Consider the following 24,066-nt stretch of genomic DNA (forward strand, 5'->3'; position numbering starts at 1 on the left):
CAGTAAGAATAGACGGCAAATTTACAAAGCGATAAATCGGCGGGAAATTATTTGGGCGCGTTGTGACGCGCCCGAAAGATCAGGCAAAACGGCTGTCGCGCCCGTGAGGTTCATCAAGATCCTGCCACGGCCCGATGGAAATAATTCCGGTCGGGTTGATGGTTTTGTGGCTGCGATAGTAGTGATTGCGGATATGCGCAAAATCGACGGTTTCCGCAATGCCGGGCAGCTGGTAGATGTCGCGCAGGAAGCCATGCAGGTTGAGATAGTCACTGATGCGGTGTTTATCGCATTTGAAATGCGTAACGTACACCGGATCAAAACGCACCAGCGTGGTCCACAAACGGATATCCGCTTCGGTCAGGCGGTCGCCGGTCAGATAACGGTGCTGGCCGAGGATCTGCTCAAGCCGTTCCAGCGCGGTAAACACATTAACGACCGCTTCGTCATAAGCGTCTTGGCTGGTGGCAAAACCGGTTTTATAAACGCCGTTATTTACGTTGTCGTAAATCCAGCTATTCAGCTCATCGATCTGCGTGCGCAGTTCCGGCGGATAGTAATCCCCGGCTTTTGCGCCCAGCCCGTCAAAAGCGGTATTGAACATGCGGATGATTTCCGCCGATTCGTTGCTCACTATAGTGTGGTTCTTTTTGTCCCACAGCACAGGCACCGTTACGCGGCCGGTATAGTTTGGGTCGGCATGCAGATAAAGCTGGTAGAGGAATTCGTGTTGATACAGCGTGTCGCCGGTCGCAGCGGGGAAATCATCGGCAAACGTCCAGCCGTTTTCCAGCATCAGCGGGTTGACCACGGAAACGGAGATAAACGGCTCCAGGCCTTTTAATTTTCGCAGGATCAGCGTGCGATGCGCCCACGGACAGGCCAGCGAAACATACAGGTGGTAGCGGTCTTTTTCGGCGGCAAAACCGCCTTCGCCAGAAGGACCGGGTGCGCCATCGGCGGTGAGCCAGTTGCGATACGCGGAATTTGAGCGTTTGAAGCGCCCACCGGTGGATTTGGTGTCGTACCAGGTGTCATGCCAGACACCATCAATCAGTTGTCCCATTTTTGCTTTCTCCTTCTGATAGCAAAAGCGAGGAGTGAACTCCTCGCTTTGGTGTCTTCAGTCAGTATAGAGCGCTTACCACTTTTTATTCAGTACGCGGTCGATGCTGATTGCGCCAGGACCGGTGATACCCAGCAGCAGGTAGCCGCCAGCGATAGTCATGTTTTTCATGAACATCAGGGAGTTCACGCCTTCGGCAAAGTTGCTGTGGAACAGGAACGCGGTCAGCAGCGTGAAACCGGCGGTGAAGAATGCCGTGGTGCGAGTCAGGAAACCGAACAGGATTGCCAGACCGCCGCCGAACTCAAGAAGAATGGTCAGTGGCAGCAGGAAGCCCGGCACGCCCATCGCTTCCATATATTGTTGAGTGCCCGCATAACCGGTGATTTTGCCCCAGCCCGCCACGATAAACAGAATTGGCATCAGGATACGTGCAACCAGGAAACCAACATCTTCTAATTTTTTCATCTTTCTCTCCAGAGAACCATATGAGCGGTATGCAGTAAATAGGTTGCAATTACGGGCGCTTGCCGCGTATTTGCTGTCGATGGAGAGGATAGTAATCGTGACGGGTTAGGATTGTTAGCAAGGAATACTGTCGAATTTTTTCAAAAAAACTGAGTAAGAAAAACAGAAACGGGCGATCGGTAATGATCGCCCGTAGAAGCAAGCAGGTGACGTTTTAGCGTGGAGAATTAAGCGTTGATTTGACCAGCCGCCAAAGACTCCAGACGCCAAGCCCGCGTTTGGCCCAGCGCACCAGCATATTGGGATGACGAACTGACCAAATTGCCATCGCGCTGCTGCCTACCAGCGCCCACGAGCGCAGACTTAAAAGAGTATTCCAGCCGCGATCGTATGCGCCGGTCGCTTCAAGCCAGTCACGGCGTCCGGCAGTGAGATCCAGCCGTTGCTGCTGGATCTCGCTGAGCAAAAGCGCTTTACGCTTTAGACGTTCCGCTTTGCTACTCACGATTTATCGTCCTCCAGCAAAGCGCGGTCATTCGCCAGCTCCTGGCGTGTGTGTCGCAGCAGCGTTGACGCCCGCGCTTTACGCAGTGTCGAAATGCCGCCTATCAGCGCCAGCACCAGCAACACCACGGTGGTTGCAATCATCGCGTTCAGGCGATATTGCGGATCGATGGCCCAGATTATCAGCACCATCAGGCTCATCAGGCCAAATGCGGCAAAAAGCATGGTCAGCCCCACCATCAGGAGCAACTGGAACAAGTTGGCTTTCTCTTCTTCCAGCTCAACAACCGCCAGCCGCAGGCGGGTCTCAACCATTTCAACAAGGACGGTCAGAATGCGTTGACCAATCCCCAGCGCGCTTTTGCCAGGCCCCTGCGCGTGTCGTGAATCCGCCATCTTAGCGACGCGTCAGCAGCACGCCCAACACCACGCCGACTGCGGCACCGATGCCAACGCTGGCCCACGGGTTATCGCGCACGTATTCGTCGGTACGGGCTGCCGCTTCGCGGGTTTGACGGGCAATCACATCGCCGGTTTCGCCAAGGCGATGACGGCTTTCGCGCAGCGCTTTTTCCGCTTTGGTGCGTAACTTGCCCAGCTCTTCTTTCGATTTTTCACCGGAATTACCCAGCACTTCTTCCAGGGTGTCCGCAAGGGATTTCAACTCAGCGCGCAGATGGTCAGCATTATCTTTCGACATAATTCTCTCCAGGTGAGTGAGTGGTCATTTCCATTAATCAGTAGTCACGAGCTTCCAGCGTTTTCAGCTCTTGCTGTGCTTCTTTCAGCTTGTGTTCACGCTTGCTTATCTTGTCCGCATCGCCTTTTTGCTTCGCTTCGGCCAGGTCGTGACGACGCTCGGCAATCTCTTCTTTCTGCTTCGCGATTTTCTTCTGATGCTCGGCGCGCAGCTTGTCATCAGAGCAGTTAGCGCGCACTTCGCGCAGGGCTTTATTCAGGCCCGTAATGCGGCTCTGATTGTTATGCTTTTCGGCATAGCTAATCTCCCGCTGGATCTCATGCTCTTTTTCCTGACAAAGCGTAGCAGCCTGAGAAGCAGCGCTGAGAGAAAAAAGAGCCAGCGCCAGTGCGATGCGGTTTTTCATGGTCGATAACCTTCCATTGTTGGCCAGCGAAACGGTGGTCACGCCAGCATCCAGTGACATAAAGTGAACCCTGGTTCCGTTTACTCAAGCATAGTTAAGTAACGGATAAACACCAAAGTAAGTGAAAAGATTCAGAATCCTGGAAGGATTATCCGAATCGATGCGTGCTGTTACGCAGGCGGGTCAGCCACGCGGAGGTTTGGCTGTCATCATCGTCCTGTGCGGCAATGATATAACCATGAGGTAAAGTGCGATCCAGCACGGCTTTTGCCGCTGCGCTCTGCGCGCTGGATTCGAACTTAATTAAAAGGGTGTCGTTTTTAGGCGTAATGCTTTTGAAGTGGATGCCGTTAGCATCCAGATGGTGCCAGACGGAAAAACCATCCGGCACGCTGATGTTTTGTGTGGTAGGGCGAATGGCCAGCGTGGATTCGCGGTTTTGCAGCGCCGTCCAGGTAAAAATCATGACGCCGAAAAAAGCCATCGCAGTGATGCCTGTCAGTAACCAGCGCAGATAAGGACGTCGCAATTCCATGGTCTTAACCCCGATTGCTCTGTTTTTTCTTCCACAGCACTACCAGTGAGCCAATCAGGCCAATCACCAGCAATACCACCGGAAGCAACATCAGGCATGACATCAGCGCGTCTTCATATTTCAGAAACACCGGCGTCTTGCCCAGTAGATAGCCCAGCGTGGTCAGAATCAACACCCACAGCAGGCCGCTCATCCAGTTAAAGAACTGAAAACGCGCATTGCTCAGACCCGAAAGCCCGGCAATGGTAGGTAACAACGTACGGACAAAAGCAATAAAACGACCAATCAACAGCGCAGAAAGCCCATGTTTATGAAACAGATGGTGCGCGCGTTGGTGATAATGTGCGGGCAGATGCGACAGCCATTTTTGCACCAGCCGCGTGTTACCCAGCCATCGGCCTTGAATGTAACTCAGCCAACAGCCCGTGCTGGCCGCGACGGTCAGCAAAAGAAGGGTCTGCGGATAGCCCAGCGCGCCTTTGGCAATCAATACGCCAACCAGCACCAGAAGGCTATCGCCGGGGAGAAAAGCCGCCGGAAGCAGGCCGTTTTCCAGAAATAAGATGACAAATAAAACAAAATAAAGCATGCCGATCATGCCGGGGTGAGCCAGCGTCTCGAAGTCCTGGCTCCAGAGGGCATGAAGTAATTGGCTTAAAAGTTCCATTCGGTGTTCCTGGTACATCGGTTTACGTCACGTCTGCTACCTATAGAGAACAGCACGGCGATATTTCTCATAGATTATGGTCGCTCGTGGCACATCCGGGTGCAGTGGTAATCCTGGTAAGAGACGCAGTGAGCAAGCGCTAACTCACACAGTGGTGAAATGCATCTAATTGTAACAAAGGCTGAGGTTATACGTCAGTCAGAAAAACGCTCAGAAGTGATTTTGCTTGCCGAACGAGGGGGTGGCGAGGGTATTTACACAGGCTGACACTCTATACTGTTCACTTACCCAGAATTGGGACAGGCGCAACGTAAGTGTGCGCCTTACGTGACATTTTTACTTGGTGCCGGTCGCTGCGGTATCGAGATGGACTACCGGGTTTTCCGCGAACAAATAACGGTCAGCGTTGAACTCAAAGTCGTCACTGGTTTCGTTGAACAGCATCTGCTTGGTGTTTTCCAGGTGTTGCCACATGGCCACTTTAGCCGCGTGTGGATCTTTGCGAATCAACGCCCTGAGAATTTGGTCATGATCGTCACACCAGTTATCGACGGTGCGCAAATCAATATGGTCATGCAGTTTTTTCCAGTACGGGTTATGCACACGCTGCGTCCACATCTTCTCAACAATGGCCGCCAGCGCGGTGTTTTGCGTTGCCAGCGCCACTTGCACGTGGAACTGCAAATCCCATTCCGAATCGCGGAAGCACTTCTCTTTGCGGGCGTTATCCTGGATTTCCATCAGCTTCATAATGTCCTGCTTCGTCACCTGGGTGGCGGCGAATTCGGCGATATTACTTTCGATAAGCTGACGCGCCTGCAACAGTTCAAACGGGCCGTAATTAGCGAACTCAAGATTTTCGTCCGGCGCCTGCGTGTGGCGCGCCTGGTTGGAAATCACATGAATACCGGAACCTTTGCGAACTTCTACGTAGCCTTCCACCTCGAGCATGATAATGGCTTCACGAACCACGGTCCGGCTGACGCTTTTTTCATCGGCGATGAAGCGCTCGGCGGGCAGTTTGTCACCCACAAGATAGACGCCTTGCTCAATACGGCTTTTAAGCTCGGCGGCAAGCTGCTGGTACAAACGTCGTGACTCGGCGATTTCCATATATGAGCTCCAGGAAGAGAAGGGCAATATTAGATTTGTTATACCACTTTTACCACGATCCCACCATCTTCGGGTATGAAAAAGCCGCCCTGAGGCGGCTTTTAATAGTTTTAAAATCGAGGTCTAACTTTGTTCCGCTGGGCCGCCGACAGAGTGACTAACAACTTCTTCGGCGGTCTGGTTTTTCAGCACAGTCCAAATCAGCAGCGCACCCAACAGGTCAAACAGCGCCAGTACAGCGAACAGCGGGCTAAAGCCGATGGTATCCGCCAGCGCACCCACCACCAGAGCAAACATGGTACTGGCCATCCACGCGGCCATACCGGTCAAGCCGTTTGCCGTTGCCACTTCGTTACGACCAAATACGTCAGAAGAGAGTGTAATTAGCGCGCCAGACAGTGACTGGTGAGCAAAACCACCGATACACAGCAGGCCGATTGCAATATACGGGCTGGTGAACAGGCCGATCATGCCAGGGCCGATCATCAGCAGCGCACCCATTGTCACCACCATTTTACGGGAGACAATCAGGTTAACACCGAAGACGCGCTGGAACAGCGGCGGCAGGTAACCCCCCACGATACAGCCCAGGTCAGCAAACAGCATTGGCATCCAGGCGAACATGGCGATTTCTTTCAGGTTAAAGCCGTAAACTTTAAACATGAACAGCGGGATCCAGGCGTTAAACGTACCCCAGGCTGGTTCTGCCAGGAAACGCGGCAGCGCGATACCCCAGAACTGACGGGTGCCCAGAATCTGCCAAACTGTCATTTTCTTGCCGTTGTTGGTCTGGTGCTGTGCTTCCTGACCACCAATGATGTACTCGCGTTCTTCTTCGCTTAATTTTTTCTGATCGCGCGGGTGCTTATAGAAGTACAGCCATGCCATCGCCCAAATAAAGCTCAGCACACCGGAAATGATAAATGCCATTTCCCAGCTGTGCATCACGATAGCCCACACCACCAATGGCGGCGCGATCATCGCACCAATAGAGGAACCCACGTTGAAATAGCCAACAGCGATAGAACGTTCTTTCGCCGGGAACCATTCGGAAGCGGCTTTCAGGCCCGCCGGAATCATTGCAGCTTCAGCCGCACCGACCGCACCACGTGCCAGTGCCAGGCCACCCCAGCTGCCTGCCAGCGCAGTCGCGCCGCAGAACACCGCCCAGGTAATGGCGAAGAAAGCGTAGCCAATTTTAGTACCCAGGATGTCCAGAACGTAGCCTGCAACAGGCTGCATTATGGTATAAGCCGCGGAATAAGCCGCAATGATGTACGAATATTGCTGAGTGGAGATGTGCAGCTCTTCCATCAACGTTGGAGCGGCTGCCGCTACGGTGTTACGTGTCAGGTACCCAAGCACGGTGCCGACCGTCACCAGTGCTATCATGTACCAACGTAATCCTTTGATTTTACGCATGTAAACCTCATCGTTATGTTATTCCGCTAGCGCGGTCATCCTTCGAAGCGTCCGAAAGATGAAACGGGGAGGACGTAACCGGGAGGGGTGTCCCGATACGGCCCAAACCTTGCCATCAGTAAACGTTTTTTTAAGTCGGCATCCGTACCGCTAAGTCCGATCAACGTGATATCGGGAATGCATTCCGTCGGCTTATGTATTCGACGGCAGCAAGATAACTTGTCATACAACTTGAAAAGGTGAGTGACATCACAAAAGTGTTTTTCTTTGTGTGGTCTTTAACTTTGGTGAGGCGAGCCAGATACGGCGCGGGCTGGCGGGGTGTTTACTCAAATAAACTGTAAATTTTTGTCTGCTTTTATTGATCCAACTCACGAAAATATCTTCGGTCTATGGAAATTGGTGTGATAACTTTGTCAGCATTAAGGTAAGACATCAGACGCACTCGTTTAGAGGAAGACGATAATGACCCCGTTTATGACTGAAGATTTTCTGCTCGATACCGAATTTGCTCGCCGTCTGTACCACGACTACGCAAAAGACCAACCGATTTTTGACTATCACTGCCACTTGCCGCCGCAGCAGATCGCGGAAAACTACCGCTTTAAAAACCTGTATGACATCTGGTTAAAAGGTGATCACTACAAATGGCGCGCGATGCGCACCAACGGTGTGCCAGAGCGCCTGTGTACTGGCGACGCTTCTGACCGCGAAAAGTTTGACGCCTGGGCAGCGACCGTACCGCACACGATTGGCAACCCGTTATACCACTGGACCCATCTGGAGCTTCGTCGTCCATTTGGTATTACAGGTAAGCTGTTTTCTCCTGCTACTGCTGATGAAATCTGGCATCAGGGTAATGAGCTGCTGGCGCAGGACAAATTCTCCGCGCGCGGCATCATGCAGCAGATGAACGTGAAAATGGTCGGCACTACCGACGATCCGATTGATTCTCTGGAACACCACGCGGCCGTTGCCAAAGACACCTCTTTCCGCGTGAAAGTGCTGCCGAGCTGGCGCCCGGATAAAGCGTTCAATATTGAACAAGCAACGTTTAACGACTACATGGCGAAACTGGGCGAAGTGTCTGATACCGACATTCGTCGTTTTGCTGATCTGCAAACTGCGTTAAGTAAACGTCTGGACCACTTCGCCGCGCACGGCTGTAAAGTTTCCGACCACGCGCTGGACGTCGTGCTGTTCGCTGAAGCCAGCGAAGCCGAGCTGGATAGCATCCTCGCTCGCCGCCTGGCCGGTGAAACCCTGAATGAAAAAGACGTCGCGCAGTTCAAAACTGCCGTATTGGTTTGGCTGGGTGCGGAATACGCCCGTCGCGGTTGGGTGCAGCAGTACCACATCGGCGCGCTGCGTAATAACAACCTGCGCCAGTTCAAATTGCTGGGGCCAGACGTTGGCTTCGATTCCATCAACGACCGTCCGCTGGCGGAAGAGCTCTCCAAACTGCTGAGCAAGCAGAATGAAGAGAACCTGCTGCCGAAAACCATCCTGTACTGCCTGAACCCGCGCGACAACGAAGTGCTGGGCACCATGGTCGGTAACTTCCAGGGTGAAGGTATGCCGGGCAAAATGCAGTTCGGTTCCGGCTGGTGGTTTAACGATCAGAAAGATGGCATGGAACGTCAAATGACCCAGCTTGCGCAGCTTGGCCTGCTGAGCCGTTTCGTCGGCATGCTGACCGACAGCCGCAGCTTCCTGTCATACACCCGTCATGAATATTTCCGCCGCATCCTGTGCCAGATGATTGGCCGCTGGGTCGAAGCGGGCGAAGCCCCGGCTGATATCCAGTTGCTGGGCGAAATGGTGAAAAACATCTGCTTTAACAATGCGCGTGATTACTTCGCGATTGAACTGAACTAAGGCCGTTTGAGGTTGATATGCAATACATCAAGATCCATTCGCTGGATAACGTTGCGGTAGCACTGGCTGATCTTGCCGAAGGCGCGGAAGTCGTTGTCGACAACCAAACCGTTCGGCTGCGCCAGGCGGTGGTGCGCGGGCATAAATTTGCTCTGCAAGCCATTGCCGAAGGTGAAAATGTTGTCAAGTATGGACTGCCAATTGGTCATGCGACATCAGATATCGCGCCGGGGGAGCACATCCATTCCCATAACGCGCGCACCAATCTGAGTGATTTGGACGAGTATAGCTATCAACCTGATTTTCAGGATGAAGGCAGCCAGGCGGTCGATCGGGATATCCAGATCTACCGCCGTGCTAACGGCGAAGTCGGGATCCGCAACGAACTGTGGATCCTGCCGACGGTCGGCTGTGTAAACGGGATTGCCCGTCAGATCCAGAACCGTTTCCTGAAAGAGACGCAGGACGCCGAAGGCATTGATGGCGTTCATTTATTCAGCCACACCTACGGTTGCTCGCAACTGGGCGACGACCACATCAACACCCGCACTATGCTGCAAAACATGGTGCGTCACCCGAACGCTGGTGCGGTGCTGGTGATTGGCCTGGGCTGTGAAAACAACCAGGTTGACGCTTTCCGCCAGACGCTGGGTGAGTTCGACCCGCAACGCGTCCACTTCATGGTCTGCCAACACCAGGATGACGAAGTGGAAGCGGGGCTTGAGCATTTGCATGAGCTGTATCAGGCAATGCGCAACGATAAGCGCGAGCCGGGTAAACTGAGCGAGCTGAAATTCGGTCTGGAATGCGGCGGTTCGGACGGCCTGTCCGGGATCACCGCGAACCCGATGCTCGGCCGTTTCTCTGACTATGTGATCGGTAACGGTGGGACAACCGTGCTGACAGAAGTGCCGGAAATGTTCGGTGCAGAGCGCATCCTGATGAGCCACTGCCGCGACGAAAGCACGTTTGAGAAGACCGTGACCATGGTCAACGATTTCAAACAGTACTTTATCGCGCACAACCAGCCGATTTACGAAAACCCATCACCGGGTAACAAAGCGGGCGGTATCACGACGCTGGAAGAGAAATCGCTGGGTTGTACGCAAAAAGCGGGTGCCAGCCAGGTGGTGGATGTTCTGCGCTACGGCGAACGCCTGAAAACTCACGGTCTGAATCTGCTGAGCGCACCGGGTAACGATGCGGTCGCCACCAGTGCGTTAGCCGGTTCCGGCTGCCATATGGTGCTGTTCAGCACCGGTCGCGGTACACCGTATGGCGGTTTTGTGCCGACAGTTAAAATCGCCACCAACAGCGAACTGGCGGCGAAGAAAAAACACTGGATCGACTTTGATGCCGGCCAGTTGATTCACGGTAAAGCGATGCCGCAACTGCTGAACGAGTTTGTCGATGTGATTGTTGATATCGCCAACGGCACGAAGACCTGTAACGAGAAAAACGATTTCCGTGAGTTAGCGATATTTAAAAGCGGCGTAACGCTCTAATTTACCTTCATCTTTCGCGCCATAGCTGTGTTGGCTGCGCTCATTCCCCCCGGTCACTTACTTGCGTAAGCTCCCGGGGATTTGTGAGCTTGCCGCCTTGCCCTGGCGCGAAATCTATTGGTAAATAACTGTGCAAGTATTAAATGATGTGCTGTTCTATTCCAAATCCTACAAGGAATTTCCATGACTGCGTATTGGCTTGCCCAGGGCGTTGGGGTGATTGCCTTTCTGATTGGTATTACAACCTTCATCAACCGCGATGAACGTCGCTTCAAAAAACAGCTTTCGTTGTATAGCGCCATCATTGGCGTGCACTTCTTCCTGATGGGTGCCTTTCCGGCTGGATCGAGCGCCTTACTCAATGCCATCCGCACATTGATCACGCTACGCACGCGAAACTTATGGGTGATGGCGCTGTTTATTGTGCTGACCGGCGGGCTTGGGCTGGCGAAATTCCATCATCCTGTTGAACTGTTGCCGGTCATTGGGACGATTGTCAGTACCTGGGCGCTGTTTCGCTTTAAAGGTTTACCGATGCGCTGCGTGATCTGGTGTTCCACCGGTTGCTGGGTGATCCACAACTTCTGGCTCGGATCGATCGGCGGCACGCTGATCGAAAGCAGTTTTCTGGTGATGAATGGCCTGAACATCATCCGCTTCTGGCGCATGCAAAAACGCGGCATCGACCCGTTTAAAGTCGAAACCGCGCAGCAAGATGAAACGCCTGCCGCCCGCTAACGGCAGGTGAGGGCTTATTGCAGCTGATTTTTCTTGTCGTGCTGATGGTTAACCCAGGTGTTGATCAACAGCGTCAACACCAGGATACCTCCCACCACGCCAAGAGAAATCGCGATCGGGATATGGAAGAAATCGACAATCAGCATCTTAATACCGATAAACACCAGGATCACCGACAAGCCATATTTCAGCATTGAGAAGCGTTCCGCGACGCCCGCCAGCAGGAAGTACATCGCGCGCAGGCCCAAAATCGCGAACAGGTTAGAGGTCAGCACAATAAACGGATCGGTGGTCACCGCGAAGATCGCCGGAATGCTATCGACCGCGAAAATGACATCGCTCAGTTCCACCAGGATCAGCACCAGCAACAGCGGCGTGGCGAACAGCAGACCCTTTTTACGCACAAAAAAGTGCTCGTTCTCAATGGTGTCCGTCATCCGCAAATGCCCGCGCAGCCAACGCACTAACGGCTTGTCGCCGATCCCCGTTTCGTCCTCTTTCGCCAGCGCCATCTTCACACCCGTAAACAGCAGGAACGCGCCGAAAACATACAGCAGCCACGAGAACTGCGTAATCAGCCAACTGCCGGCGAAAATCATGATGGTACGCAGCACAATCGCGCCGAGCACACCGTAAATCAGCACGCGGCGTTGCAGCGCAGGCGGAATGGCGAAGTAGCTAAAAAGCATCAGCCAGACAAATACGTTGTCCACTGCCAGGGCTTTTTCAATCAAATAACCGGTCAGAAATGCCAGCGCTTGCGTGTCCGCGACGGTACGCCCTTCGGTTTGCGTCAAATACCACCAGAATGCGGCATTGAAGAGTAACGACAAGCTAACCCACACCACGGACCAGACGGCCGCCTGCTTCATGGTCATCGTATGGACGCCGCGACGCCCCTGAAGCAGAAGGTCGATGGCCAGCATTATCGCCACGACAACCGCGAAAACGCCCCATAACATCGGTGTACCAACAGTATTCATCGGGAATTCCTCACCTAAAAACAAAAACGGCCAACATCAGAAGACGTCAGCCGCTTGCTTTAGATGCAGGGAGTCTCGCCTTCCGGCAAGGTCTCACTTACGTCGATAATGACGCCCGGCGACCGGATGCGCTTACGCATCGTAATGACGATCCACCGGCAATGAAGTTACTCCCCTTTGCAGGTAACAAAATATGTCAACATATTGATTGCGTCAATGTTACTCAATCCGCGCTTACCTACCTTTACGCAGTGAGTTCCTGTCCGACATCATCCGCCGGGAAAACCACACCGATTTGGCGACGAATTTCCGTTTGCAGTTTCGCCGTAGTACGGCTGACTGCCAGTCCCGGATGATTAATTTCGTTATCTTCCACCAGCCGCGCAAAGGTCTCCGCTTCATACAGCATAGTATTGATGTGTTGGGGCTGCGTCAGCTCCTGCGCTTTCCCGCCGCGCGGCACAAACGAGACTTTCTGGCATTCGGAGATTTTTTCGATAACCAGCGATCCGGCCTCGCCCTGAATTTCGCTTGGCAGCACGGAATCACTGACTTTCGAGTGTTGCAGCGTGACGCTGAAATCACCGTAATTCATCACTACTACGCCGTGCGCATCTACGCCGCTGGCCAGTAAACTGGCGGACGCCTGCACGCTGTGCGGTTCGCCCCACAGCGCCACCGCAGACGCCAGGCAGTAAAAACCGATATCCATAATCGAACCGTTAGAGAACGCCGGATTAAAGGTGTTCGGGTTTTCACCGTCCAGATAACACTGGTAACGCGACGAGTACTGGCAGTAGTTGATAAAGGCTTTGCGCACTTTCCCCGCCTTCGCCAGCGACTGTTTTAGCAGCACGAAGTTAGGCAGGCTGGCAGTTTTAAAGGCTTCAAACAGCACCACCTGGTTTTCACGCGCGCAGGCAATGGCGGCTTCCACCTCCCGCAGGTTTGAGGCCAGCGGTTTTTCGCAGATAACGTGCTTTTTATTACGCAGAAACAGTTGGGTTTGCGGAAAGTGCAGGGAATTGGGGCTGGCGATATACACCGCGTCAATCGCATCGCTTTTCGCCATACCCTCAAGCGAGGTAAAGAGGTGTTCGACGGGGTAGTCGTTGGCGAAGCTTTGCGCCTGTTCAAGGCTGCGAGAATAAACGGCAGTGAGGGTATATTTGCCCGTTTCATGGGCGGCATCGACAAACTGGCGCGTGATCCAGTTCGTGCCTATGACAGCGAAACGTATCATAAAGACGTGACTTCTCCGTAAATGGGATCTGTTGCCACTCTACCACGTCGAAATGACAAAACCAGTGCACTGCCGCGCAGAAGCATAAATGGTTTATTACACCGCGTAGCGCCCCGGCCGGTGATTCATCGCAATGATTAAATTGAGGATTGTCGCGCTGACAACCGATACCCTTATCTATCATTGTGCAGAAATCATTTCAGTGCCAAATGCGTCAGCCACAACCGGGTATCAAACTCCAACTGGTGGTATTGCGGCTCCATATGGCAGCACAACTGGTAAAACGCTTTGTTGTGGTCTTTCTCTTTTAGATGCGCCAGTTCGTGAACCACAATCATGCGCAGAAATGCTTCCGGCGCATCGCGAAAGATTGTCGCCACGCGGATTTCGGCTTTGGCTTTCAGTTTGCCGCCCTGGACGCGAGACACTGCGGTGTGCAGTCCGAGCGCGTTATTTAGCACGTGAATTTTGCTGTCATACATCACCTTATTCACCGGCGAGGCATTACGCAGAAATTGGTTTTTGAGATCCTGCGTGTATTGATACAGCGCTTTATCGGTGGTGATGTCGTGGCTGACCGGATAGCGTTTCGCCAGCACCTCGCCCAGGCGGTCTTGTTCAATCAACGTGGTAACCTGCGCCAGCAGGGATTCAGGATAGCCCTGAAGGTAGGTGAGCGTCTTCATGGTGAAATGTGTTTACTTCCTCACTCAATTAAGCGATAAAACGCGCGAATTTTAGCATTGCGGAGGGGCGATGAGCCAGGTTGAGTTAAACGGACAATCATTCACTTTAGACAGATTTCCTGTCGGCGTGGAAGAGGCGTCGCTACAGGCGTGGGACGCGGCGGATGAATATTTGCTGCAACAGGTGAATGAGGTCGATGGCCCGGTTCTGATCTTTAACGATAGCTTCGGCGCGCTGGCTTGTGCGCTGGCGCAGCATCGCCCGGTATCCGTTAACGACTCCTACATTGCCGAGTTGGCAACGCAGCACAACCTGCGCATCAACGACCTCGACGAAAGCGCCGTGACGCTACAGGACAGCCTGAGCGAACTTCCGGCAAACCCGGCGCTGGTGCTGATCAAAGTGCCGAAACAACAGGCTTTACTTGAGCAGCAACTGCGCGCCCTGCGTGACGTGGTGACGCCGCAAACGCGCATTATTGCCGGTGCAAAAGCGCGCGATGTGCACAATTCAACGCTCGCGCTGTTCGAGAAGATCCTCGGCCCAACCACAACAACCCTGGCATGGAAAAAGGCGCGGTTGATTAACTGTACCTTTACCGCGCCTGCGCTTAACGACGGTTTACAGCTTGCAAGCTGGAAGCTGGACGGCACTCACTGGACCATCCATAACCATGCGAATGTGTTTTCACGCAGCGGGCTGGATATCGGCGCGCGCTTTTTCCTGCAACATCTGCCGGAAAACATCGAAGGGGAGATGGTCGATCTTGGCTGCGGAAACGGGGTAATTGGTCTGCAACTGCTGGCGCAAAACCCGCAAAGCCGCGTGCTGTTTGTCGATGAATCAGCGATGGCGGTTGCCTCGTCGCGCCTTAATGTCGAAAGCAATTTGCCGGACGCGGTCGCGCGCAGTGAATTTATGATCAATAACGCGCTGTCTGGCGTGGAGCCGGATCGTTTTGACGCGGTGCTATGTAACCCGCCATTCCATCAACAGAGCGCGATCACCGATCATATTGCCTGGCAGATGTTTAATGATGCGCGCCGAAGCCTGAAATACGGCGGCGAGTTGCGCATTGTAGGCAACCGCCACCTCGATTATTTCCGCAAGCTTAAGCGCGTGTTTGGCAACTGCGAAACCGTGGCGACCAACAATAAGTTCGTCATCCTCAAGGCGGTAAAAGTCCGCAAAAAGCGTTAAACAGTTTGCCGTACCCGTAGGCGTAGGCCTGATAAGCGAAGCCGCCATCAGGCAATTTCGCCGGATGGCGGCTTCGCCTTATCCGGCCTACGGGGAGATACATTCCGAATGTGGCATCAAATCTCCAGCGCCAGCTTGGTTCCTTGCGCAATTGCGCGGCGCGCATCCAGCTCTAACGCCACATCGCAACCGCCAATCAAATGCACGGTTTTGCCCATTTCATGCAGCGGTTCCGCCAGCTCGCGTCGTGGTTCCTGGCCCGCGCAAACAATCACGTGATCGACCGCTAACAGTTGCGGTTCGCCGTTGATCAACAGATGCAAACCGGCATCGTCGATCTTCTGGTAACTCACCGCCGGGATCATTTTTACCCCGCGCGACTGCAACGTCGCGCGATGGATCCAACCGGTGGTTTTCCCCAAACCTTCCCCTGGTTTACTGGCTTTGCGCTGCAACATCACGATCTTCCGCGGGCTTTTCGGCAACTGCGGCCCTTCCGGGCGCAGGCCACCCACTTCATTGAGGCTGGTATCGATGCCCCATTCCACGCAAAACTCGGCGATATTCTGGCTGGTCGGTTCGCCCGGCTGGCTTAAATACATCGCGGTATCAAAGCCGATCCCGCCGCAGCCGATAATCGCCACGCTTTCCCCGACCGGTGCTTTATCGCGTAGCACATCAAGGTAACTCAGCACTTTGGGGTGATCGATACCCACAATCGGCGGAATGCGCGGCTCAATGCCGCATGCCAGGATCACCTCGTCAAACAGCGACAGCATCGATGCCTCAACATGCTGATTCAGGCACAGCGCGACGCCGGTCAACTCGATCATCCGCCGGTAATAGCGCAACGTTTCATAGAATTCTTCTTTGCCAGGGATCTGTTTGGCGACATTAAACTGCCCGCCGATCTCTGCCAGCGAATCAAACAGCGTCACGCTGTGCCCGCGCGCTGCGGCATTCACCGCAAAAGCCAGCCCGGCCGGGCCAGCGCCGACCACGGCGAGGTTTTTCTTGCGCAGGGCAGGGATAATCGGCATTTGTGTTTCGTGGCAGGCTCGCGGGTTTACCAGGCAGGACGTCACTTTGCCAACGAAAATCTGATCCAGGCAGGCCTGGTTGCAGCCAATACAGGTGTTGATCTCATCCGCGCGGCCGCTTTGCGCTTTCGACAATAACTCCGCATCGGCGAGAAACGGGCGCGCCATCGACACCATATCCGCATCGCCACGGGCGAGGATCTCCTCGGCAACCTGCGGATCGTTAATGCGGTTGGTCGTGATCAGCGGCACGCGCACTTTGCCTTTCAGCTTGCGTGTGACCCAACTGAACGCACCGCGCGGAACGGGCGTGGCGATGGTGGGAATGCGCGCTTCGTGCCAGCCAATGCCGGTGTTGATAATGCTGGCTCCCGCCGCTTCCACCGCCTGCGCCAGTTCGATGGTCTCTTCCAGCGTGCCGCCGCCGTCCACCAGGTCGAGCATCGACAGACGGTAGATGATGATAAAGTCGCGGCCCACGCGCTCGCGCACTTCGCGCACCACGTCGAGCGCAAAACGCATGCGACGGCGGTAATCGCCGCCCCATTCATCGGTGCGCTGATTGGTACGCGCGGCGAGAAATTCGTTAATCAAATAGCCTTCCGACCCCATCACTTCCACACCGTCATAACCGGCCAACTGAGCCAGTTGCGCACAGCGGGCGAAATCATCGATCAGGGTGAGAATTTCATCATGGCCTAGCTCATGGGGCGTAAAACGGTTGATTGGCGCCTGCAACGCCGACGGCGCGACGAGATGCGGCTGGTAGCTATATCGCCCGGTGTGCAGGATTTGCAGCGCGATTTTACCGCCTTCCTGGTGTACCGCATCGGTGATTCGCCGGTGATGGGGAAGTTGGCTGACATCCCGCAACACCGCGCCGCCTTCCATCGTCACGCCGGAAAGCGCAGGCGCGACGCCGCCGGTCACAATCAGCGCCACACCGTGGCGCGCGCGTTCGGCGTAGAATGCCGCCAGCCGCTCTGCGCCATCCGGGCGCTCTTCCAGCCCGGTGTGCATCGAACCCATCAGCACACGGTTTTTCAAGGTGGTAAAACCCAAATCGAGCGGGGTAAATAGCGACGGGTAATGGCTCATGCTCTCTTCCAATGTAAAATAATTGTTATGTGGTCGGATGAGTTCTACTGTAGCTGCCGTACCCTGAGAAGGGAAAAGCGGCAGCGAATGATTGTGATGGGATTCAAATAACCCTTTGTGGCGAAGAGCAGGAGCGGCCGTTTATGTGCGGGCGGTCAGGCCTGGCGCTTGCCACATCGAGGTGGTTAACCCATTGTCGACCAGCGTTAACTGATCGGCGTACACCGCCTGCCATTTCAACATCATGGCGTCATACAGCTCGCGGTGCTGCGGATTGGGCGTGAACTCGCGGCTCCAGCGCACCAGCCGCTCGCCGGTTGCCGCCATGTCGTCATACAACCCCGCGCCAAAACCGGCGGCAATCGCGCAGCCCAGCGCGGTGGCCTCTTTGACTTCCGGCACACGCACCGGCAAACCGGTGACATCGCTTAAAATCTGGCTCCACAACGCGCCTTTCGACGCACCGCCGGCAAACACCAGGCTATCAAACTGGACGGCGGAAAATTGCGAGATCTGCGTCAGGTTGCAGGCCGAGACAATGGCGGCATTCTCTTCCAGCGCGCGAAACAGCGTGGCTTTGTTGCACTTTTCCGGGTCGATGGAGAGGTTAATAAACGACGGCGCGGCGTGATACCACTGCTTGAAGTGCATGGCATCCGAGAAGATCGGCATCACGCCCCATGAACCCGCCGGCACGCGGCTCGCCATCTCTTCCAGAAGAGTGTAAGCGTCGGTACCCAGGCGTTCGGCAACCAGCTTCTCTTCCGCGCAAAACGCATCGCGGAACCAGCGCATGGTTAAGCCAGTGAAAAAGCTAATGGATTCAGCCTGCGCCATCCCGGGAATCACGTGGGGATTAACGCGAATATTCATTTGTGGATCGGTGCGTACCTGCGGCAGGTTCACCACCTGCTGCCAGAATGTGCCGCCGAGTACGGCGCTCTGCCCGGCGCGCACGACGCCAAGCCCGAGGCAGCCCAGTTGCACATCGCCGCCGCCCATCACCACCGGCGTTCCTGCCCGCAGCCCGCATTCTTGCGCCGCCTGGTGCGTGACTTCGCCGAGCAGGCTGCCGGTCTCTTTCACCGGCGAGAGAATGTCTGCGCGCAACCCAGCCATATCCAGCAATTCTGGTCGCCAGTCGCGGGTGAACAGATCGAGCATGCCGGTGGTTCCGGCGTTGGATGGATCAACCGCTAACCACCCGGAGAGATGCGAGGCCAGCCAGTCGCTGATCATGGTGATGGTTGCCGCTTTGCGATAAATATCGGGGCGATGGTGCGCCAGCCACAGCAAACGCGGCATCGCGCTCAGCGCTAGGGTTTGCCCGGAGACGCTATAGACTTCGGCTTCGAACTGCCAGTCATGGATCTCTTTGAGTTCTGCCACTTCGCGGCTGGCGCGGGCATCGACATTGGCGCAGGCCCAAATCGCCTCGCCGTTGCGGTCATACAGCACAATGCCTTCGCGCATTGAGCAACAGGCGACGGCGTGAATATCCGCGCCGCGCAAGTTTGCGCTTTCCAGCGCCTGGCGGATGCACTGGCAGGCGAGGCGCCAGTTGGTTTTGAGGTCGAATTCCATCGAACCGGGCACGTTGTCCACGCTGAGGTGTTTCCACTCGGCCTGGCCCACGGCGATTTGCCGCCCGGATAAGTCGAAGATCACCGCCCGAATGCTGCCGGTTCCTGCATCTAACGCTAAAAGGTAACGCATTGGTTTGCCTCCTCGCCCGGCATCATCGATAAAACTGTGATCCTTGTTTGGTCGTAAATATAGTTCACCGCCTACGCTTTTGAACATTCTTTAATCACAAAACCAATTGTTCAGTCACAGCTTTTCGCAGGAGGAACGATGGCGGATTTAGATGGCATTACAGACGGTAAGGATTTTGGTTTTGCTACCCCGCAGCAAAACGTGCCCTTTGCCCTGAAAGGTTGCGGCGCGCTGGATTGGGGCATGCAGGCGCGGCTGGCGCGCATCTTCAACCCCGCGAGCAACCGCACGGTGATGCTGGCGTTTGATCATGGCTATTTTCAGGGACCAACCACCGGGCTTGAGCGCATTGATTTGTCTATCGCGCCGCTGTTTCCCGAAACGGATGTGCTGATGTGTACGCGCGGTATTTTGCGAAGCGTCGTGCCGCCCGCGACCAACAAACCGGTGGTGCTGCGCGCTTCGGGCGGGAATTCGATTCTGGCGGAGCTTTCTAACGAGTGTATTGCCGTGGCGATGGAAGACGCGCTGCGCCTGAACGTCTGCGCAGTCGCGGCGCAGATCTACATCGGCAGCGAGTTCGAGCATCAGTCGATCAACAACATTATCAAGCTGGTGGACGCGGGAAACCGCTACGGCATGCCAACCCTGGCGGTAACCGGCGTGGGCAAAGAGATGACGCGCGACGCCCGCTATTTTTCCCTCGCCAGCCGAATTGCCGCCGAAATGGGCGCGCAATTTGTGAAGACCTATTTTGTCGAAGAGGGGTTTGAGAAAGTCACCGCCAGTTGTCCGGTGCCGATTGTGATTGCCGGTGGCAAAAAATTGCCCGAGCAGGAGGCTTTGGAGATGTGCTATCGCGCGATTGATCAGGGTGCGTCCGGCGTGGATATGGGGCGCAATATCTTTCAGTCCAGCGCGCCGCTCGCCATGCTGAAAGCGGTGAAAAAAGTGGTACATGAAAATATGCACGCCCGCGAGGCGTATCAATTCTGGCTGGACGAAAAACAAGGAGTGCAACCATGAATGTGACGCTGGTGGAGATCAACATTAAGCCGGATCGCGTGGATGAGTTTTTGCAGGTGTTTCGCGCCAACCATGAAGGGGCGATCCGCGAGCCGGGCAACCTGCGTTTTGATGTGTTGCAGGATCCAAAGGTGAAAACCCGTTTTTTTATTTATGAGGCGTATCAGGACGATGCCGCCGTGCAGGCGCACAAAGAAACACCACATTACCTGGCTTGCGTGGAGAAGTTGGAGGATTTGATGTCGGAACCGCGTAAGAAGCGCAGTTTTATTGGGTTAATGCCGGAGTCGTGAGGAAAGATGCCGGATGGCGTCGTGTCATCCGGCATCTTCCTCTGCAAGCCCGGTAAGCGTCGCGCCACCGGGCATCTTGTTACATCTGTTCTGCGGTGACCCGCAATGCCGCCAGCCCATTCGCTGCGGCTTTCAACACCTGCTCGCACTGCTCAATGGTCAACGTCAATGGCGGTTCGATACGGATGGTTTTCGCGTTATTGAGCGTTCCGGCAACCAATACGCGCTGGCGGAACATCTCACTGGCAAAGTTGTAGCCCGTTTCGTTATCCACAAACTCTATCGCCATCAGCATCCCGCGACCGCGCGCGTCCTGCACCAGATCCGGATACTCACGTGCCAGGGCACGAAAGCCATCCAGCAGCATGTCGCCTTTCTGCTCCGCCTGCGCGGGCAGGTTTTCTTCCAGCAGCACATTGATGGTCGCCAGCGCCGCCGCACAGGCCAGCGGGTTGCCACCAAACGTCGTGGTGTGCAGGAACGGGTTATCAAACAGCACAGAAAACACTTCTTCGGTGGCGATGGTCGCGCCAATCGGCATTACGCCGCCGCCGAGCGCTTTCGCCAGACACATAATGTCCGGCTGCACATTTTCATGTTCGCAGGCGAACATCTTGCCCGTGCGCCCCATACCGGTTTGCACTTCGTCGAAAATCAGCAGCGCGCCAAACTCATCGCACAGCTTACGTACGGCGGGCAAGTAGCCTTGCGGCGGCAGGATCACGCCGCCTTCGCCCTGAATCGGCTCCAGCAGCACGGCGGCCACATCGTCGCCGGTTTTTTGGCATTCGCTCAGCAGGGTTCGCATGGCGTCAATGTCACCAAACGGCACATGGCGAAAGCCCGGTAACAAGGGCATGAACGGTTTGCGGAAGGTCGATTTCGCCGTCGCCGACAGCGCGCCAAGGGACTTACCATGAAACGCACCACTGGTCGCGACAAAGGTGAATTTGCCACGCGGCGACTGGTAGGCTTTAGCCAGTTTCAGCGCGGCTTCGACGGATTCCGTCCCGCTATTGCTAAAGAAGCTGTATTTCAGTTTGCCGGGCGCGAGTGCCGCCAGCGTTTTTGCCAGCATCGCCCGTAAAGGGTCGAGAAGCTCCTGGCTGTGAAGGGGTTGTTTAGCGAGTTGATTCTGTACGGCGGAAACCACTACTGGATTACGGTGCCCCACATTAAATATTCCAAAACCACCCAGGCAATCTAAAAACTCCTGCCCCTGGGTGTCGACAAGCGTATTCAAACTGCCTGCTTGCCATTCTACGGCTCCGTAATCCCCGCCGGCGGTAACAGATTTGCGATACTCTAGAAACCCCGGATTAACATGCTCTTTGAAATAATCCACCACCTCTCGGTTTAATGCTTTCATCTCCTCATGATCAAGCGTTCGCTTCTCAATGAGATTCAGGGCGTGAGCGCTGCACGCTAAAGCCGATGCGCTGGAAGGTAACCTGTTCAAAATGTGCTCCGGGGGCTCGCGTATCACATGATACCGATTTAAGTATTGCAGGGATTACGCCACTTCGAAGCGCCTGCTTAAAATCAGGATAAACACCAGGGCAAAACGCAGGCATACAAGATTTAATCATGGCGTTAGGTTAATAAAATGTGTTCAACCTGGTGAAACGTTGTACAGGATTGGCTAAATTGTGGGCGGTATGCGCCAAAATGGTGCGCGAAATGCCCTGTTATGGCGCGTGAGGAATGAGTGCCATTGGGTTGTTTCATCATGAAACTATTAAAATCAGCAGGTTAAAAAACCCGGTAAATAGAGGGTTTTGTTGAGAATTGCGATCTAAATCAAATTTAACAACTAAAGATAAATTCGTTAGCGCCGAAATAACATTCGCAATAATTTTTTTACGGCAATATAACCTGCACAGGACGCAACCATGTCTTCTCCTCTTTATGTCAGCCAGCAGACGTTTTTGCTGGACGATGACACCACCCTCATGTCAACGACTGATCAGCAAAGTTACATCACCCATGCCAACGACGCTTTTGTTCACGCCAGCGGCTACCGGCTGGACGAATTACACGGCCAGCCTCACAACCTTGTTCGCCACCCGGATATGCCAAAAGCGGCGTTTGCCGATATGTGGTTCACCCTGAAACAGGGCGAGCCGTGGAGCGGTATCGTCAAGAACCGCCGCAAAAATGGCGATCATTACTGGGTTCGCGCCAATGCGATTCCAATGGTCCGTAACGGTCAGTTGACCGGCTATATGTCGATTCGCACCCAGGCGACAAAGGAGGAGATTGCGGCGGCGGAACCGCTGTATAACGCATTAAATGAAGGACGCAGTAAAAAACGCCTCTATAAAGGCCTGGTGATCGGCAAAGGCGGGTGGGGGAAACTGGCTTGCATACCGCTGCGCTGGCGTGCGCGCAGCGTGATGGCGCTGCTGTGGGCGGCGCAGTTGCTGGCGTTGTGGTCGACAGGTGGAAATGCGCAGGCGATGGCGGCGATTACGTTGGCAATGCTGGTGGGTTGCCTGGCCTTTGAATGGCAGATCGTTCGCCCGGTGGAAAATGTGGCGCGCCAGGCGCTGAGCGTGGCGACCGGCGAGCGCAACAGCGTAGAGATGCTGAACCGCAGCGACGAACTGGGGCTGACTTTGCGGGCTGTCGGGCAATTGGGGCTGATGTGCCGCTGGTTAATCAATGATGTTTCCGGCCAGGTGAACAGCGTGCGTAACGGCAGCGAAACGCTGGCGAAGGGCAACGATGACCTGAATGAACGCACCCGTCAGACGGTGGTCAATGTGCAGCAAACGGTGGCGACCATGAGCCAGATGGCGGCGTCGGTGCAAAGCAATTCGGAAACCGCGTCGGCGGCGGACAAGCTTTCCAGCTCGGCCAGCAGCGCGGCGGCGCATGGCGGCAAGGCGATGGAGACGGTGGTGAAAACCATGGATGAGATTGCCGACAGCACCCAGCGCATTGGATCGATCACCGCGCTGATTAATGACATCGCTTTCCAGACCAATATTCTTGCGCTGAACGCGGCGGTAGAAGCCGCGCGGGCAGGCGAGCAAGGCAAAGGTTTTGCGGTAGTCGCCGGTGAAGTTCGTCACCTGGCAAGCCGCAGCGCCAGTGCCGCTAACGATATCCGCAAACTGATTGACGCCAGCGCCAGCAAAGTGCAGTCCGGCTATGATCAGGTTCATGCTGCGGGACGTACAATGAACGACATTGTCAGCCAGGTGCAAAACGTTACCGCGCTGTTGGGGCAAATCAGCCAGTCCACTTCTGAGCAGGCGACCGGGCTGACAGACCTGACGCGCGCGGTCGCGGAGCTGGATGCCATCACGCAGAAAAACGCCGGTTTGGTCGAGCAAAGCGCGGAAGTGTCGGCGATGGTGAAACACCGCGCGGGCCGCCTGCAAGATGCCGTTTCCGTATTACATTAATTACCGTTAAACGTAAAAAAACCGCCTGAGAATTTCGGCGGTTTTTTTGTTGGCGGTTAAAAATTATCCCAGTAAAGATGTAATGATAATATTTATTTTTTGTTAATTTATTATTAATTGAAGCGAGAAATCCAGATGAGTAATATTTTTGTTGGCGCTAGAGTTAATTGATAATTAACTCTAGTTAAGTCTCAATAATATGTTTTTCGTAAAAATAAAATTCTGTACATATAACGATCGATTAAAGGTGATTAATAGTCGTTAACTATCGGATCTTACGGTAATGAAATAAAAAAACGATCAAAGTCATAAAGTTAGCGTTACGGTTACCGATAACGTCTATTGGTGGCAGGCTTTTAATTTGC

Annotated in this window: 23 protein-coding genes; 7 read left to right on the forward strand and 16 right to left on the reverse strand. The window is 54.5% G+C overall.

Annotation, left to right across the window (positions count from 1 at the left end; translation table 11 throughout):
• Positions 1-79: 79 nt before the first annotated feature.
• The 10 genes from AAEY27_RS03025 to AAEY27_RS03070 all read right to left on the reverse strand — a co-directional run bounded on the left by AAEY27_RS03025 (position 80) and on the right by AAEY27_RS03070 (position 6,881).
• Positions 80-1,066, reverse strand: coding sequence for a glutathione S-transferase family protein (locus AAEY27_RS03025; RefSeq protein ID WP_342323448.1), 987 nt, complete (start codon positions 1,064-1,066; stop codon positions 80-82).
• Positions 1,067-1,141: 75 nt separating this feature from the next.
• A complete protein-coding gene (locus tag AAEY27_RS03030; RefSeq protein ID WP_342323449.1) occupies positions 1,142-1,534 on the reverse strand; it encodes a DoxX family protein in 393 nt (130 codons plus the stop codon).
• Positions 1,535-1,748: 214 nt separating this feature from the next.
• Positions 1,749-2,039: a YqjK-like family protein gene (locus tag AAEY27_RS03035; protein ID WP_342323450.1), complete on the reverse strand. Its 291-nt coding sequence runs from the start codon at positions 2,037-2,039 to the stop codon at positions 1,749-1,751.
• Positions 2,036-2,434, reverse strand: a complete 399-nt coding sequence (locus AAEY27_RS03040) for a phage holin family protein (RefSeq protein WP_342323451.1) — start codon at positions 2,432-2,434, stop codon at positions 2,036-2,038. Before AAEY27_RS03040 ends, AAEY27_RS03035 begins: the two co-directional genes overlap by 4 nt.
• 1 nt (position 2,435) lies before the next feature.
• Positions 2,436-2,738, reverse strand: a complete 303-nt coding sequence (locus AAEY27_RS03045; RefSeq protein WP_342323452.1) for a DUF883 family protein — start codon at positions 2,736-2,738, stop codon at positions 2,436-2,438.
• A 37-nt stretch (positions 2,739-2,775) separates the two neighbouring features.
• Positions 2,776-3,144: a DUF1090 domain-containing protein gene (locus AAEY27_RS03050; RefSeq protein ID WP_342325445.1), complete on the reverse strand. Its 369-nt coding sequence runs from the start codon at positions 3,142-3,144 to the stop codon at positions 2,776-2,778.
• Between the two features lie 148 nt (positions 3,145-3,292).
• Positions 3,293-3,628 (reverse strand): EnvZ/OmpR regulon moderator MzrA, encoded by a 336-nt coding sequence (gene mzrA, locus AAEY27_RS03055; RefSeq protein ID WP_342325447.1) that lies wholly within the window; start codon positions 3,626-3,628, stop codon positions 3,293-3,295.
• Between the two features lie 55 nt (positions 3,629-3,683).
• Positions 3,684-4,346, reverse strand: coding sequence for a DedA family general envelope maintenance protein YqjA (gene yqjA, locus AAEY27_RS03060; RefSeq protein WP_342323453.1), 663 nt, complete (start codon positions 4,344-4,346; stop codon positions 3,684-3,686).
• Between the two features lie 336 nt (positions 4,347-4,682).
• Positions 4,683-5,459, reverse strand: coding sequence for a transcriptional regulator ExuR (gene exuR, locus AAEY27_RS03065; RefSeq protein ID WP_342323454.1), 777 nt, complete (start codon positions 5,457-5,459; stop codon positions 4,683-4,685).
• A gap of 123 nt (positions 5,460-5,582) precedes the next feature.
• Positions 5,583-6,881, reverse strand: a complete 1,299-nt coding sequence (locus AAEY27_RS03070) for an MFS transporter (protein WP_342323455.1) — start codon at positions 6,879-6,881, stop codon at positions 5,583-5,585.
• 465 nt (positions 6,882-7,346) lie between these two features.
• On the opposite strand from AAEY27_RS03070, the gene uxaC reads away from it, so the two are divergent.
• The 3 genes from uxaC (at position 7,347) to AAEY27_RS03085 (ending at position 11,002) form a co-directional block, all read left to right on the forward strand.
• Positions 7,347-8,759, forward strand: coding sequence for a glucuronate isomerase (gene uxaC / locus AAEY27_RS03075; RefSeq protein WP_342323456.1), 1,413 nt, complete (start codon positions 7,347-7,349; stop codon positions 8,757-8,759).
• 17 nt (positions 8,760-8,776) lie between these two features.
• Positions 8,777-10,264, forward strand: coding sequence for a UxaA family hydrolase (locus tag AAEY27_RS03080; RefSeq protein WP_342323457.1), 1,488 nt, complete (start codon positions 8,777-8,779; stop codon positions 10,262-10,264).
• Positions 10,265-10,447: 183 nt separating this feature from the next.
• Positions 10,448-11,002, forward strand: a complete 555-nt coding sequence (locus AAEY27_RS03085) for a YgjV family protein (RefSeq protein ID WP_342323458.1) — start codon at positions 10,448-10,450, stop codon at positions 11,000-11,002.
• A gap of 14 nt (positions 11,003-11,016) precedes the next feature.
• Here the strand turns inward: AAEY27_RS03085 and AAEY27_RS03090 are convergent, their stop codons facing one another.
• The 3 genes from AAEY27_RS03090 to AAEY27_RS03100 form a co-directional block, all read right to left on the reverse strand.
• The gene (locus AAEY27_RS03090) at positions 11,017-11,985 is read right to left on the reverse strand and encodes a TerC family protein (RefSeq protein ID WP_342323459.1); all 969 of its coding nucleotides are present in this window, start codon (positions 11,983-11,985) and stop codon (positions 11,017-11,019) included.
• A 244-nt stretch (positions 11,986-12,229) separates the two neighbouring features.
• Positions 12,230-13,228: a Gfo/Idh/MocA family protein gene (locus tag AAEY27_RS03095; protein WP_342323460.1), complete on the reverse strand. Its 999-nt coding sequence runs from the start codon at positions 13,226-13,228 to the stop codon at positions 12,230-12,232.
• Between the two features lie 194 nt (positions 13,229-13,422).
• Positions 13,423-13,914, reverse strand: coding sequence for a M48 family metallopeptidase (locus AAEY27_RS03100; RefSeq protein WP_342323461.1), 492 nt, complete (start codon positions 13,912-13,914; stop codon positions 13,423-13,425).
• 70 nt (positions 13,915-13,984) lie between these two features.
• On the opposite strand from AAEY27_RS03100, the gene rlmG reads away from it, so the two are divergent.
• Positions 13,985-15,115 carry a 23S rRNA (guanine(1835)-N(2))-methyltransferase RlmG gene (gene rlmG, locus AAEY27_RS03105; RefSeq protein WP_342323462.1) on the forward strand — a complete coding sequence of 377 codons (1,131 nt, stop codon included), beginning with the start codon at positions 13,985-13,987 and terminating at the stop codon, positions 15,113-15,115.
• Between the two features lie 116 nt (positions 15,116-15,231).
• Here rlmG and AAEY27_RS03110 read toward each other — a convergent pair whose 3' ends face one another.
• A complete protein-coding gene (locus AAEY27_RS03110) occupies positions 15,232-17,253 on the reverse strand; it encodes an NADPH-dependent 2,4-dienoyl-CoA reductase (protein WP_342323463.1) in 2,022 nt (673 codons plus the stop codon).
• Between the two features lie 141 nt (positions 17,254-17,394).
• Positions 17,395-18,969 carry an autoinducer-2 kinase gene (gene lsrK, locus AAEY27_RS03115; protein ID WP_342323464.1) on the reverse strand — a complete coding sequence of 525 codons (1,575 nt, stop codon included), beginning with the start codon at positions 18,967-18,969 and terminating at the stop codon, positions 17,395-17,397.
• Between the two features lie 138 nt (positions 18,970-19,107).
• On the opposite strand from lsrK, the gene lsrF reads away from it, so the two are divergent.
• Both lsrF and lsrG read left to right on the forward strand, forming a co-directional pair.
• Positions 19,108-19,995 (forward strand): 3-hydroxy-5-phosphonooxypentane-2,4-dione thiolase, encoded by an 888-nt coding sequence (gene lsrF / locus AAEY27_RS03120; protein WP_342323465.1) that lies wholly within the window; start codon positions 19,108-19,110, stop codon positions 19,993-19,995.
• Positions 19,992-20,288: a (4S)-4-hydroxy-5-phosphonooxypentane-2,3-dione isomerase gene (lsrG, locus tag AAEY27_RS03125; protein ID WP_342323466.1), complete on the forward strand. Its 297-nt coding sequence runs from the start codon at positions 19,992-19,994 to the stop codon at positions 20,286-20,288. The genes lsrF and lsrG overlap by 4 nt, the downstream gene beginning before the upstream one ends.
• Positions 20,289-20,367: 79 nt before the next feature.
• On the opposite strand, the gene ygjG is transcribed toward lsrG, so the two are convergent.
• Positions 20,368-21,747 carry a putrescine aminotransferase gene (ygjG, locus tag AAEY27_RS03130; protein ID WP_342323467.1) on the reverse strand — a complete coding sequence of 460 codons (1,380 nt, stop codon included), beginning with the start codon at positions 21,745-21,747 and terminating at the stop codon, positions 20,368-20,370.
• Between the two features lie 433 nt (positions 21,748-22,180).
• Between ygjG and AAEY27_RS03135 the strand changes: the two genes are divergently transcribed.
• On the forward strand, positions 22,181-23,701 hold the full coding sequence (locus AAEY27_RS03135) for a methyl-accepting chemotaxis protein (RefSeq protein WP_342323468.1): 1,521 nt from the start codon (positions 22,181-22,183) through the stop codon (positions 23,699-23,701).
• The last annotated feature ends 365 nt before the right edge of the window (positions 23,702-24,066 follow it).

It is taken from the genome of Kosakonia sp. BYX6, assembly GCF_038449125.1.
Classification (GTDB): domain Bacteria; phylum Pseudomonadota; class Gammaproteobacteria; order Enterobacterales; family Enterobacteriaceae; genus Kosakonia; species Kosakonia calanthes.